Annotated in this window: 14 protein-coding genes; all 14 read right to left on the bottom strand. The window is 61.9% G+C overall.

Annotation, left to right across the window (positions count from 1 at the left end; all coding sequences use genetic code 11):
• Positions 1-29: 29 nt before the first annotated feature.
• The 14 genes from atpD to mnmE all read right to left on the bottom strand — a co-directional run bounded on the left by atpD (position 30) and on the right by mnmE (position 13,497).
• Positions 30-1,406 (bottom strand): F0F1 ATP synthase subunit beta, encoded by a 1,377-nt coding sequence (gene atpD / locus HMPREF2581_RS31145; RefSeq protein ID WP_003097130.1) that lies wholly within the window; start codon positions 1,404-1,406, stop codon positions 30-32.
• 30 nt (positions 1,407-1,436) lie between these two features.
• Positions 1,437-2,297, bottom strand: coding sequence for a F0F1 ATP synthase subunit gamma (atpG, locus tag HMPREF2581_RS31150; RefSeq protein WP_003097132.1), 861 nt, complete (start codon positions 2,295-2,297; stop codon positions 1,437-1,439).
• Positions 2,298-2,347: 50 nt separating this feature from the next.
• Positions 2,348-3,892, bottom strand: a complete 1,545-nt coding sequence (gene atpA, locus HMPREF2581_RS31155) for a F0F1 ATP synthase subunit alpha (RefSeq protein WP_003097134.1) — start codon at positions 3,890-3,892, stop codon at positions 2,348-2,350.
• 18 nt (positions 3,893-3,910) lie between these two features.
• Entirely contained in the window at positions 3,911-4,447 is a 537-nt protein-coding gene (locus tag HMPREF2581_RS31160; RefSeq protein WP_003097135.1) for a F0F1 ATP synthase subunit delta, read from the bottom strand.
• Positions 4,448-4,458: 11 nt separating this feature from the next.
• Positions 4,459-4,929 carry a F0F1 ATP synthase subunit B gene (locus tag HMPREF2581_RS31165; protein WP_003100235.1) on the bottom strand — a complete coding sequence of 157 codons (471 nt, stop codon included), beginning with the start codon at positions 4,927-4,929 and terminating at the stop codon, positions 4,459-4,461.
• Between the two features lie 57 nt (positions 4,930-4,986).
• Positions 4,987-5,244, bottom strand: coding sequence for a F0F1 ATP synthase subunit C (gene atpE / locus HMPREF2581_RS31170; protein WP_003097235.1), 258 nt, complete (start codon positions 5,242-5,244; stop codon positions 4,987-4,989).
• 49 nt (positions 5,245-5,293) lie between these two features.
• Positions 5,294-6,163, bottom strand: a complete 870-nt coding sequence (gene atpB, locus HMPREF2581_RS31175) for a F0F1 ATP synthase subunit A (RefSeq protein ID WP_003100237.1) — start codon at positions 6,161-6,163, stop codon at positions 5,294-5,296.
• Between the two features lie 16 nt (positions 6,164-6,179).
• Positions 6,180-6,560 (bottom strand): F0F1 ATP synthase subunit I, encoded by a 381-nt coding sequence (locus tag HMPREF2581_RS31180; protein WP_003142186.1) that lies wholly within the window; start codon positions 6,558-6,560, stop codon positions 6,180-6,182.
• Positions 6,561-6,723: 163 nt separating this feature from the next.
• Positions 6,724-7,596: a ParB/RepB/Spo0J family partition protein gene (locus tag HMPREF2581_RS31185; RefSeq protein ID WP_003142189.1), complete on the bottom strand. Its 873-nt coding sequence runs from the start codon at positions 7,594-7,596 to the stop codon at positions 6,724-6,726.
• Positions 7,597-7,605: 9 nt separating this feature from the next.
• Complete coding sequence (gene soj / locus HMPREF2581_RS31190; RefSeq protein ID WP_003097243.1) at positions 7,606-8,394, bottom strand: chromosome partitioning protein Soj; 789 nt, start codon at positions 8,392-8,394, stop codon at positions 7,606-7,608.
• A gap of 18 nt (positions 8,395-8,412) precedes the next feature.
• A complete protein-coding gene (gene rsmG / locus HMPREF2581_RS31195) occupies positions 8,413-9,057 on the bottom strand; it encodes a 16S rRNA (guanine(527)-N(7))-methyltransferase RsmG (protein WP_003142190.1) in 645 nt (214 codons plus the stop codon).
• On the bottom strand, positions 9,057-10,949 hold the full coding sequence (mnmG, locus tag HMPREF2581_RS31200) for a tRNA uridine-5-carboxymethylaminomethyl(34) synthesis enzyme MnmG (RefSeq protein WP_003100244.1): 1,893 nt from the start codon (positions 10,947-10,949) through the stop codon (positions 9,057-9,059). Before mnmG ends, rsmG begins: the two co-directional genes overlap by 1 nt.
• A 473-nt stretch (positions 10,950-11,422) precedes the next feature.
• Positions 11,423-11,647 (bottom strand): hypothetical protein, encoded by a 225-nt coding sequence (locus HMPREF2581_RS33385; RefSeq protein WP_003097251.1) that lies wholly within the window; start codon positions 11,645-11,647, stop codon positions 11,423-11,425.
• A gap of 482 nt (positions 11,648-12,129) precedes the next feature.
• Positions 12,130-13,497, bottom strand: coding sequence for a tRNA uridine-5-carboxymethylaminomethyl(34) synthesis GTPase MnmE (gene mnmE, locus HMPREF2581_RS31210; protein WP_003142192.1), 1,368 nt, complete (start codon positions 13,495-13,497; stop codon positions 12,130-12,132).
• Positions 13,498-13,558 lie beyond the last annotated feature (61 nt).

The raw sequence follows: 13,558 nt of genomic DNA on the forward strand, positions 1-13,558 counted from the left end.
CATGAGCGCCCGTCGCCGGGCGCACAGGATTACAGTTTTTTGGCTTTCTCGACCGCTTCTTCGATACCGCCGACCATGTAGAACGCCTGCTCCGGCAGGTGATCGTAGTCGCCGTTGAGAATGCCCTTGAAGCCAGCGATGGTGTCCTTCAGGGAAACGTACTTGCCCGGCGAGCCGGTGAAGACTTCCGCTACGAAGAACGGCTGGGACAGGAAGCGCTGGATCTTACGAGCGCGCGCCACCAGCAGCTTGTCGGCTTCGGACAGTTCGTCCATGCCCAGGATCGCGATGATGTCCTTCAGCTCCTTGTAGCGCTGCAGAACATACTGGACGCCGCGAGCGGTGTCGTAGTGATCCTGGCCGATCACCAGCGGATCGAGCTGACGGGAGGTCGAGTCCAGCGGGTCGACCGCGGGGTAGATACCCAGCGAGGCGATGTCACGGGACAGTACGACGGTCGCGTCCAGGTGGGCGAAGGTGGTCGCCGGGGACGGGTCGGTGAGGTCGTCCGCGGGAACGTATACGGCCTGGATCGAGGTGATCGAGCCTTTCTTGGTGGAGGTGATGCGCTCCTGCAGAACGCCCATCTCTTCGGCCAGGGTCGGCTGATAACCCACCGCGGACGGCATACGGCCCAGCAGTGCGGACACTTCGGTACCGGCGAGGGTGTAACGGTAGATGTTGTCGATGAACAACAGAACGTCACGGCCTTCGTCACGGAACTTCTCGGCCATGGTCAGGCCGGTCAGTGCGACGCGCAGACGGTTGCCCGGCGGCTCGTTCATCTGGCCGTATACCAGGGCTACCTTGTCCAGTACGTTGGAGTCCTTCATCTCGTGGTAGAAGTCGTTACCCTCACGAGTACGCTCGCCCACACCCGCGAACACGGAATAACCGCTGTGCTCGATGGCGATGTTACGGATCAGTTCCATCATGTTGACGGTCTTGCCCACGCCGGCGCCGCCGAACAGGCCTACCTTGCCGCCCTTGGCGAACGGGCAGACCAGGTCGATCACCTTGATGCCGGTTTCCAGCAGCTCGTTGCCGCCAGCCTGGTCGGCATAGGACGGAGCTTCGCGGTGGATGCCCCAGCGCTCTTCTTCGCCGATGGGGCCGGCTTCGTCGATCGGGTTGCCCAGTACGTCCATGATCCGGCCCAGGGTCGCTTTACCGACCGGCACGGAGATGGCAGCACCAGTGCTGTCCACGTTCAGGCCACGCTTGAGGCCTTCGGTGGAACCCATCGCAATGGAACGAACCACGCCGTCGCCCAGCTGCTGCTGGACTTCCAGGGTGGTTTCAACGCCCTGAACCTTCAGGGCTTCATAGATGCTCGGCACGGCATCGCGCGGGAATTCCACGTCGATCACGGCGCCGATGATTTGAACGATACGTCCGCTACTCATGTCTGGTTCCTCTGAATTTTGAACCTGTTCTTACACCGCGGCAGCGCCGCCGACGATTTCCGAGATTTCCTGGGTGATCGCCGCCTGACGCGCCTTGTTGTAGATCAGCTGCAAATCGCTGATCAGCTCGCCGGCGTTGTCGGTAGCGTTCTTCATTGCAATCATCCGGGCCGCCTGCTCACAGGCGTTGTTCTCAACCACGGCCTGGTACACCTGGGATTCCACGTAACGCACCAGCAGCCCGTCGAGGAGCGACTTGGCGTCGGGTTCGTAGAGATAGTCCCAGTGGTGCTTCAGCTCCTGATCGTCATCGGCCACCAGCGGAATCAGCTGTTCCACGGTCGGCTTCTGGGTCATGGTGTTGACGAACTTGTTGGAGACCACGAACAGGCGATCGATACGGCCTTCGAGGTATGCGTCGAGCATCACCTTGACACTGCCGATCAGGTCGTTGATCGAAGGCTCTTCGCCGAGGTGGCTGATAGCTGCCACGACGTTGCCGCCGAAACTGCGGAAGAACGAAGCGCCCTTGCTACCGATCACGCAAAGGTCGATTTCCGCCCCTTGCTCGCGGTAGCCGCTCATGTCCTTGACGAGGGACTTGAACAGGTTGATGTTCAGACCGCCGCACAGACCACGGTCACTGCTCACCACGATGTAGCCGACGCGCTTGACTTCACGCTCGACCATGAACGGGTGACGGTATTCCGGGTTGGCGTTGGCCAGATGGCCGATCACCTGGCGAATACGCTCCGCGTAGGGACGGCCGGCCGCCATGCGCATTTGTGCCTTGCGCATCTTGCTCACCGCCACTTTTTCCATGGCATTGGTGATCTTTTGCGTGCTTTTGATGCTCGCAATCTTGCTGCGAATCTCTTTTGCGCCTGCCATTTGACACCTATCGGGTTAGCAGGCGGGAGCCTCGCGGCTCCCGCTGCGGCTTACCAGGTTTGGGTGGCCTTGAACTTCTCGATGCCGGCCTTGATGCCCGCGTCGATTTCGTCGTTGAAGTCACCTTTCTCGTTGATCTTCGCCAGCAGAGCGGCATGCTCGCGCTGGAAGTAGGAGATCAACGCCTGCTCGAAGCTACCAACCTTGGCGATTTCGACGTCCTGCAGGAAGCCACGCTCGGCGGCATACAGGGACAGCGACATCTCGGCGATCGACATCGGCGCGTACTGCTTCTGCTTCATCAGCTCGGTAACGCGCTGACCATGCTCCAGCTGCTTGCGGGTCGCTTCGTCCAGGTCCGAGGCGAACTGGGCGAAGGCCGCCAGTTCACGGTACTGGGCCAGAGCGGTACGAATGCCGCCGGACAGCTTCTTGATGATCTTGGTCTGGGCCGCGCCACCTACGCGGGATACCGAGATACCGGCGTTGACGGCCGGACGGATACCCGAGTTGAACATGGCGGATTCCAGGAAGATCTGGCCGTCGGTGATCGAGATCACGTTGGTCGGAACGAACGCGGAAACGTCGCCGGCCTGGGTCTCGATGATCGGCAGCGCGGTCAGCGAGCCGGTCTTGCCGGTCACGGCGCCGTTGGTGAACTTCTCGACATACTCTTCGGAAACGCGGGAAGCGCGCTCCAGCAGACGGCTGTGGAGATAGAACACGTCGCCCGGGTAGGCTTCGCGGCCCGGCGGACGGCGCAGCAGCAGGGAGATCTGGCGATAAGCCACGGCCTGCTTGGACAGGTCGTCGTAGACGATCAGGGCGTCTTCACCGCGATCACGGAAGTATTCGCCCATGGTGCAACCGGAGTACGGCGCCAGGTATTGCAGGGCGGCGGACTCGGAAGCGCTGGCGGCGACCACGATGGTGTTGGCCAGGGCGCCGTTCTCTTCCAGCTTGCGTACGACGTTGGCGATAGTGGACTGCTTCTGGCCGATGGCCACGTAGACGCACTTAATGCCGCTGTCTTTCTGGTTGATGATGGCGTCGACCGCGAGGGCGGTCTTGCCGATCTGGCGGTCGCCGATGATCAGCTCGCGCTGGCCACGGCCTACCGGGATCATGGCGTCGACCGACTTGTAGCCGGTCTGTACCGGCTGGTCTACCGACTTACGCCAGATCACGCCCGGAGCGACCTTCTCGACCGCGTCGGTGGCCTTGGCGTCGATCGGGCCTTTGCCGTCGATCGGATTGCCCAGTGCATCGACTACGCGACCCAGCAGTTCCGGACCAACCGGAACCTCCAGGATGCGCCCGGTGCACTTGGCGTTCATGCCTTCGGCGAGGCCCTGGTATTCACCCAGGACCACGGCACCCACGGAATCCTGCTCCAGGTTCAGCGCCATACCGTAGACGCCGCCCGGGAACTCGATCATCTCGCCGTACATGACGTCGGCCAGACCGTAGATGCGCACGATACCGTCGGACACGCTGACGATGGTGCCTTCGTTTCGTGCTTGGGAGGCGACGTCGAGTTTCTCGATGCGCCCCTTGATGATTTCACTAATTTCGGAAGGATTGAGTTGCTGCATGCCGCTGCCCCTTCAAACTCAAGATTTCAACGCTTCGGCCAGTTTCGCGAGCTTGCCGCGCACCGAGCCATCGATTACCAAGTCACCGGCGCGAATGATCACGCCGCCGATCAGGCTCGCGTCTTCCGACGCATGTAGCCGCACTTCGCGACTGAGCCGGGCGCTGAGAGCCTTGGCGAGTTTGTCCTGCTGTTCTTTGCTCAAGGTGAAGGCACTGGTGACTTCTACCTCGACCGACTTTTCCTGCTCGGCCTTCAACTGCTCGTACATCTCAGCGATGGTCGGCAGCAGTTCGAGCCGCTTGTTCTCAGCCACAGTCCGGACGAAGTTCTGGGCTGGTGCATTCAGCTTGTCGCCGCACACATCGATCAGGCTCTGGGCCTTGGCCGAAGAGGTCAGCTGAGGCTCTTTGAGCAGCTGGCGCACGGTGTCGTCCTGCGACACTGCGGCCAGCACACCCAGCGCAGCCGACCAATCGGCCAGTTGCTGATGAGCCTGGGCGTACTCGAAAGCCGCCTTTGCGTAGGGACGAGCCAACGTGGTCAGTTCTGCCATAGCGCCCTCGCTTAGATCTCGGCTGCCAGTTTGGAAACCAGCTGCTCGTGCGCGTTTGCGTCGATCGAAGCACCCAGGATCTTCTCTGCGCCGGTGACGGCCAGGGCACCCACTTGGGCACGCAGGGCGTCCTTGACGCTGTTCAGTTCCTGTTCGATTTCCGCTTGGGCCTGGGCCTTCAGGCGTTCGCCTTCGGTACGGGCCTGGTCGCGGGCTTCATCGACGATCTGGTTAGCGCGTTTCTTCGCCTGTTCGACGATTTCGGCTGCCTGAGCCTTGGCTTCGCGCAGTTGCTGGCCCGCTTTCTCATGAGCCAGCTCCAGATCACGAGCCGCGCGGTTGGCAGCGTCCAGGCCGTCAGCGATCTTCTTCTGACGCTCTTGCAGAGCCGCGATGACCGGAGGCCACACGAACTTCATGCAGAACAGCACAAAGATGAAGAACGCAACGGACTGGCCAATCAGGGTTGCATTAATGTTCACGCCAACACCTCGCTCGTTCGTTGTCCGTCAAACACTCAAATCGAATGATTCGAGTGATTAGCCGGCGATTTGACCAACGAAGGGATTCGCGAAGGTGAAGAACAGGGCGATACCCACACCGATCATGGTCACGGCGTCCAGCAGGCCGGCGACGATGAACATTTTCACCTGCAGCATCGGAACCATTTCAGGCTGACGAGCTGCGCCTTCCAGGAACTTGCCACCCAGCAGACCGAAACCGATGGCGGTACCCAGGGCACCCAGGCCAATCAGCAGAGCAACGGCGATAGCAGTCAGTCCAACTACAGTTTCCATTTTTCCTCCCGACTTTTTGTCGTGTTGGTTAAAGGTTGAAGCGAATCGATTAATGGTTGTCTTCGTGCGCCATCGACAGGTAGACGATGGTCAGCATCATGAAGATGAAGGCCTGCAGGGTGATGATCAGGATGTGGAACACAGCCCACGCCCAGTTCAGGGCTACGCCCAGGGCACTCAGCAGGAACATTCCGCTACCGAACATGACGGCGATCAGAATGAAGATCAGTTCGCCGGCATACATGTTGCCGAACAGACGCAGCGCCAGCGAAACCGGCTTGGCGATCAGGGTCACGAACTCGAGCAGGAAGTTCACCGGAATCAGCAGGATCTGAACGACGATGTTCTTGCTGCTGAAGGGGTGCAGGGTCAGTTCACCGAGGAAGCCGCCGATGCCCTTGACCTTGATGCTGTAGAAGACGATCAGGGCGAACACCGAGATCGACAGGCCGAGGGTGGCGTTCGGGTCGGTGGTGGCCACCGCGCGGAAGAACAGGTGCTCGTCGCCGGTGATCTTCGCGGCCAGCATCGGCAGGTAGTCCACCGGAACCAGGTCGATCAGGTTGAGCAGGAAGATCCAGACGAACACGGTCAGGGCCAGGGGCGCGATCAACGGGTTGCGCCCGTGGAAGGTGTCCTTGACGCTGGTGTCGACGAACTCGACCATCACCTCGACGAAGTTCTGCAGTCCACCCGGCTGGCCGCTGGTGGCCTTCTTGGCTGCCAGGCGGAAGATGAACAGGAACACCACGCCGAGCAGTACCGACCAGCCCAGGGTGTCTACGTGGAATGCCCAGAAGCCCATTTCCTTGGCTTGCTCGGCGGTGTGGGCGAACCCCCAATCACCATTAGGCAGACGCCCGAAGGTCAGGTTCTGCAAGTGGTGCTGGATGTAACCCGAAGCGGTTTCTGCTGCCATGTTTGCCTCAATCGCTCTAAGGTCTTGTAAATGTTTTTCCCATCAGCAGGGGTGCGCACCAGCTGACCATCAGGGTCAGCAGATAGACACCGAACAGAGCCGGCGCCATCAGTGGCTTCACGCCTGCGAACGCCAGTGCGAAGAGCACCGCCGTCAGAATCAGTTTCCCGGCTTCGCCCGCATAGAAAGAGCGAACGATTTCCCGGGCAGCCCGCGCTCCGCTGAAACGGAACGCCTTGAAGGCGAAATAACAATTCGGCAACCAGGCGATCATCCCTCCCAGCAGTCCGGAATATCCGGCTACCGGTCCCCAAGAAATCCACAGGGAGATCGCAGCAACAAGCACTACTACCAGTTGGACGAGCAGCAATCTGAATGCCGGCAGGCGACTTGGCATGCGGGACTCCATCGCGCTCTCAGTCTTCTGGTGTCGGCACTGCCAAATCAACGACTTGGCATAAAAAGTGCCCACAAAATAGCGCGCAGAGTATAGGGGGGGAGTCCCCCCTGTTCAACTGGCTGGTAGTGATTTCCGACTACCCGCTACAACCCAAAGTGTGTCAACGGATGTGGGCGAGAACGCCCTGCAGTTCATCCAGGGAGCTGTAGCGGATGACCAACTGTCCCTTGCCCTTCTGACCATGCCGGATCTGCACCGAAGCGCCCAGGCGCTCGGCCAGGCGCTGTTCCAGGCGGGCGATGTCCGGGTCGCTCTTGACCGGTCCCGCAGGCTTGCCCGGGGCATGCGTCCACTGCCGAACCAGGGCTTCGGTCTGACGTACGGTCAGCCCATGTGCGACAACATGTCGCGCCCCTTCCACCTGCCGTTCTGCCGGCAGACCGAGGAGCGCACGGGCATGGCCCATTTCCAGGTCGCCATGGGAAAGCAGGGTCTTGATCTCTTCCGGCAGGCCGATCAGGCGCAGCAGGTTGGTAATGGTCGCGCGCGACTTGCCGACCGCTTCCGCGACCTGCTGCTGGGTCAGCTGGAACTCCTGCTGCAGGCGTTGCAGGGCAGCGGCTTCCTCGATCGGATTGAGGTCCTCGCGCTGGATGTTCTCGATCAGCGCCATGGCGATGGCCGCTTCGTCCGGCACGTCGCGCACCAGCGCCGGGATCTTTTCCAGTCCGGCCTGCTGGCTGGCCCGCCAGCGCCGCTCGCCGGCGATGATCTCGTAGCGGCCATTGCCGATCGGCCGTACCACGATGGGCTGCATCACGCCCTGGGCCTTGATCGACTGCGCCAGTTCCTCCAGCGCCTGAGGGTCCATGTCGCGACGCGGCTGGTACTTGCCGCGCTGCATCAGGTCGAGGGGGATCTGCTGCAACTCGCGGCGGTCGGCCTGTACGGCTTCTTCCTGCAGTTTGGCGGGACTCGAGCCGCCCAGCAGGGCATCGAGCCCGCGTCCCAGTCCACGTTTCTTGGCTGCCATGCGGGTTCCTTATGCGGTTGCGGCGCGGCCTTTGGCGCGCTGGCGGCGGACCAGCTCGCCGGCCAGCGCCAGGTAGGCGATGGCGCCGCGGGATTGCTTGTCGTAAACCAGCGCCGGCATGCCGAAGCTGGGGGCTTCGGCGAGGCGCACGTTACGCGGGATGACGGTGCTGTAGAGGGTGTCGCCGAAATGCTCCTGCAACTGCGCGGAGACATCGTTGGTCAGGCTGATGCGCGGATCGTACATGGTCCGCAACAGACCCTCGATCTTCAGCGTCGGGTTGAGCAACTGGCCGATGCGCTGGATGCTGTTCATCAGGTCGGTCAGCCCCTCCAGCGCGTAGTACTCGCACTGCATGGGGATGATCACGCCGTCGGCGGCGGTCAGCGCGTTGACGGTGAGCATTGACAGCGACGGCGGGCAGTCGATGAGGATGTAGTCGTAGTTCTCGCGGATCGGCGCCAGCGCGTTGCGCAGGCGATTTTCCTTCATGTCCATTTCCAGCAGCACCACTTCCGCGGCGGTCAGGTCGCGGTTGGCCGGCAACAACTGGTAGCCGCCGTGTTCGGAGAACTGCATGGCCTCGGCGAGGTTGCACTCGCCGGTGAGCACGTCGTAGATGGAGTGCTCCAGGTTGTGCTTGTCGATGCCGCTGCCGGTGGTGGCGTTGCCCTGGGGATCCAGGTCCAGCAGGAGGACGCGGCGCTTGGTCGCCACGAGGGAGGCCGCGAGGTTGATACAGGTCGTGGTCTTGCCGACACCGCCTTTCTGGTTGGCGATCGCGAATACCTTAGCCATGGTTATCCCTGTTCCCCCTCATGCTGTGCACCGCAGTATCAGCAGATGCCGCTGACCTTGGCAACCGGGTACCGCCAGCGCGTGCTCGGCTTCGACCCGGAAATCCTCCGGGAGTGCCGCCAGCTCTTCGTTCGGATGCACGCCCTTCATCGCCAGCCAGCGGGTTTCCTGGCCACCGAGGTGGCGGGTCCAGTTGGCGAAGTCCTCCAGGCTGCTGAAAGCGCGGGAAACGATGCCATCGAAGGGGCTCTCGGGACGGAAGGCTTCCACCCGGCTGTGCACGACTTCGAGGTTGGCCAGCTTCAGCTCGAGCTTCACCTGGGTCAGGAAGCGGGTTTTCTTGCCGTTGCTGTCGAGCAGGGTCAGGCGCTTTTCCGGGAACAGGATGGCCAGCGGCACGCCGGGCATGCCGCCGCCGCTGCCGACATCCAGCCAGTTATCCCCAGCCTCGGCATAAGGCACGATGCTCAGGCTGTCGAGCAGGTGGCGCGAAACCATCTCGTCCGGGTCGCGTACGGCGGTCAGGTTGTAGGCCTTGTTCCATTTGATCAGCAGGGCCAAGTAGGCCAGCAGCTGGCGTTGCTTGTCGGCGTCGAGGGCGACGCCTAGCTCGTCAGCACCGCGCGCGAGTTCGTCGGCGTGGTGTTGGGTTACCGCAGACATCAAGCGCTCTGCTCCAGTTGGCGGCCAGAGGCACGCTTCTTCAGGTGGATCAACAACAGCGAAATCGCAGCCGGCGTGACGCCGGGGATTCGCGAAGCCTGTCCGAGGGTTTCCGGACGGGCCTGGTTCAGCTTGTTCTGGATTTCCTTCGACAGGCCGGAAATCCCCAGGTAATCGATATCCACAGGCAGGCGGGTATCTTCGCTGGCGCGCAGCCGGGCGATTTCCTCCTGCTGGCGGTCGATGTAGCCGGCGTACTTGGTGCGAATCTCCACCTGCTCGGCCACCTGGGGGTTATCCACAGCGTCGCCGGTGATCTCCACCAGGCCGGCGTAATCGATCTCGGGGCGGCTCAGCAGGTTGAGCAGGTTGTATTCATGGGTCAGCGGCGTACCGAAGCGCTCGGCGATGGCGTCGCCCTGCGGGGTATTCGGCCGCACCCAGGTGCTCTTCAGCCGCTGTTCCTCGCGTTCGATACCTTCGCGCTTGGCTTCGAAGGCAGCCCAGCGCCGATCGTCGACAAGGCCCAGCTCGCGTCCCTTCTCGGTGAGACGCAGGTCGGCGTTGTCCTCGCGGAGGATCAGGCGGTATTCCGCCCGCGAGGTGAACATGCGGTACGGCTCCTGGGTGCCGAGCGTGATCAGGTCGTCCACCAGCACGCCGATGTAGGCCTCGTCGCGGCGCGGGCACCAGCTGTCCTTGCCTTGCGAACGCAACGCAGCATTGGCGCCGGCCAGCAGGCCCTGGGCGCCAGCTTCCTCGTAGCCGGTGGTGCCGTTGATCTGGCCGGCGAAGAACAGGCCGCCGATGACCTTGGTCTCCAGGCTGTACCTGAGATCGCGAGGATCGAAGAAGTCGTACTCGATCGCATAGCCCGGCCGCACGATGTGGGCGTTTTCCATGCCACGGATGGAACGCACGATCTGCAGTTGCACGTCGAACGGCAGGGACGTGGAAATGCCGTTGGGATACAGCTCGTGGGTCGTCAGGCCTTCCGGCTCGAGGAAGACCTGGTGGCTTTCCTTGTCGGCGAAGCGATGGATCTTGTCTTCGATCGAAGGGCAGTAGCGCGGGCCGATGCCTTCGATCACACCGGAATACATCGGCGAACGATCGAGATTGGCGGCGATGATCTCGTGGGTCCGGGCGTTGGTATGGGTGATCCAGCAACTGACCTGCTCGGGATGCTGTTCCTTCGAACCGAGGAAGGACATCACCGGGATCGGCGTGTCGCCCGGCTGCTCGGTCATCACCGAGAAGTCCACGCTGCGCCCGTCGATCCGCGGCGGCGTACCGGTCTTCAGCCGGCCGACCCGCAGCGGCAATTCACGCAGACGCCGCGCCAGTGCGATGGACGGCGGGTCGCCGGCGCGTCCGCCGGAGTAGTTCTCCAGGCCGATGTGGATAAGTCCGCCGAGGAAGGTGCCGGTAGTCAGGACCACGTTGTCGGCATGGAAGCGCAGTCCCATCTGGGTCACTACGCCGCGGACCTGATCCTGCTCGACGATCAGGTCGTCGCAGGCCTGCTGGAATATCCACAGGTTCGGCTGGTTTTCCAGTGTATGGCGGATAGCGGCCTTATAGAGCACGCGATCGGCTTGTGCACGAGTGGCGCGCACTGCCGGCCCCTTGCGGCTGTTAAGGATGCGGAACTGGATACCGCCCTTGTCGGTGGCTTCGGCCATGGCGCCGCCAAGGGCGTCGATTTCCTTGACCAGATGGCTCTTGCCGATGCCGCCGATGGCGGGGTTGCAGCTCATCTGCCCCAGGGTTTCCACATTGTGGGTCAACAGCAGGGTTTTCACACCCATGCGCGCAGCCGCGAGTGCGGCTTCGGTGCCTGCATGGCCACCGCCGATCACGATTACGTCAAAACGGGTAGGGAAATCCACCACGCACCTCGGCCTGTTCAGAAGCAGGAATTCAGGAAAGCCGGACAGTATAAGGATTTAGCGAACCTGAATGAAGACTCCTGGACAAAAAATAGCCAATCCAGATCGAGGGAGCAAAACGGCTCGGCGGGCTTACAAAAAATAAAAGGAAAGGAATGTTTATATCTTTTTAGAACTTGTGTTTATTACTTAGCAGCGGCTTTTCTGTTGATAAGTACTTCGAGCCCAGTAAAGACATAGCCTGTAGCGAATGATAAGGCTGTCCCAAACCCTATCTGGGCCCTGTTGATAAGCGTTTTTTAGCTGTGGATGGAATGGCTCGTTATCAACATGTGGAGTTATGCACAGAGCTTCGGCGGGTTTATCTACCCTCCTGTCCCTGGGGTTTTCCACAGGTTTCAGGCGAGCGTATCCGGGCCGCGGCAGGACTGCAGCCAGGTAGGAAGAAGGAGGTGGAAAGGCGTGGGAAAGGCTCAGTCGTTGCCGCTTTCCAGCGTATCGATGGATGACGACAGGCGCTCGAAGCGGCGCTTGGCGGAGACCTGGAAATCCCGCTCGGAGCCCTCGTTAGCGGGTTTGCGCAGCAGTAGCCGAGCACTGAGCCCGCTAGTGCGGTCGTAACTGCCGAACCAGTCGATCATCTGTCCGACATGGCATTCGCCGCCGAGCCATACCGCCAGGTTGGCTACGATCTCCATGTTGTAGTGTCCGAGTGCTCGCCCTGGGACGCCTTGGGAGCCGAAGGCGAGGGCCGCGCCTGGCCGGTATCGACGGAGTCCAGGGTCTGCAACAGCTCTTTTCGCAGAATCTCTTCCAGGCTTGTGGGTAAATCGCTTACCGGGTTGTCTTGCGTGCACGGAACGTCCCGGCGCGTGGCGATAGCGCCAGGCGAGACAACGGGATAGATACGCCGTTCGAGAGGGAGATTGACCACAGCGCAGCGCCTTCGCGGACTCCGGATCGGAGCGCGGTGCCTGTGCATAAACCTCTCCCAGGTGGATATCCATCCCATGCAGACCGACATCGGCGCAGATGGTTTTCTCGGGGACGAAGCGGCGCGCCGGCAATCCATGCCTGCGTGGTTGAGTGCCGGCGGCAAGGGGCACAGTGAAAGGAAAGTACGCAGAACCGGAGCGAACCTTGCCCTGGTTATCCACAACTCGGCGTGGGCCGAGCCCCATTACTTGCCGATGCAGAAACTCGAGAAGATGCGACCCAGCAGGTCGTCGGGGGTGAATGCGCCGGTGATTTCACCCAGGTGCTGCTGGGCCTGGCGCAGATCCTCGGCCAGCAGCTCGCCTGCGCCATTGTGGATAAGTTGGCTGTGGCCATGCTCCAGCGCCTGGCCAGCCTGGCGCAGCGCCTCCAGGTGGCGCCGGCGGGCGCTGAAACCGCTTTCCGCGGTCTGTTCGAAGCCCATGCAGGCCTTCAGGTGTTCGCGCAGCAGCTCCAGGCCGGCGCCGGTGCGCGCCGAGAGGGTGATGGTGACGTGGCCGTCCGCGCTTTCCTCGAGGCCAATGGACTCTGTGGACAAATCCGCCTTGTTGCGGATCAGGGTGACCTTGCCCGGTTCCGGTCGCTGGTCGAGGAACTCCGGCCATAGGGAAAACGGGTCCGCTGCTTCCGGGGCGGTGGCGTCCACCACCAGCAGCACACGATCGGCTTCGCCGATGGCTTTCAGCGCACGTTCCACGCCGATCTTTTCCACATGGTCCTCGGTATCCCGCAGGCCTGCGGTGTCCACCACATGCAGGGGCATGCCATCGATGTGGATATGTTCGCGCAGTACATCGCGGGTGGTGCCGGCTATGTCCGTGACGATGGCCGCCTCGCGACCGGCCAGGGCATTCAGCAGGCTGGACTTGCCGGCATTCGGTCGTCCGGCGATGACCACGGTCATGCCGTCGCGCAGCAGGGCGCCTTGGGAAGCTTCGCGCTGCACTGTGGATAACTCTGTGCGTACTTTTTCCAGAAGCCCCAGTACATGGCCATCGGCGAGGAAGTCGATTTCTTCCTCGGGGAAGTCGATGGCGGCTTCGACATAGATGCGCAGGGAAATCAGTTGCTCGGTCAATGCATGTACCCGGCGCGAGAATTCGCCCTGCAGGGAACGCAATGCATTGCGCGCGGCCTGCTCCGAGCTGGCCTCGATCAGATCGGCGATGGCTTCGGCCTGGGCCAGGTCGAGCTTGTCGTTGAGGAACGCGCGCTCGCTGAACTCGCCCGGTCGCGCCTGGCGGGCGCCCAGTTCCAGACAACGCTGCACCAGCAGGTCGAGTACCACGGGGCCGCCGTGCCCCTGCAGTTCGAGTACGTCTTCGCCGGTGAACGAGTTCGGGCCGGGGAAATACAGTGACAGGCCTTCGTCGATCACCTGCCCACCGGCATCGAGGAACGGTCCGTAATGCGCATGCCGGGCTTTCAGCTGGCGTCCGCTCACGGCCACTGCGATCTGTCCGGCGAGAGGTCCGGAGATGCGGACGATTCCCACGCCGCCGCGGCCCTGGGCGGTAGCGATCGCGACGATGGTTTCGGTGGCGGCTTGCATGTGGATATCTCCGGATAGCAAGACGCCCCTCGAGGGGGCGTCTTGTTGTGGACAGTTTTCG

This window comes from Pseudomonas sp. HMSC057H01 (assembly GCF_001836405.1).
Classification (GTDB): Bacteria; Pseudomonadota; Gammaproteobacteria; order Pseudomonadales; family Pseudomonadaceae; genus Pseudomonas; species Pseudomonas aeruginosa.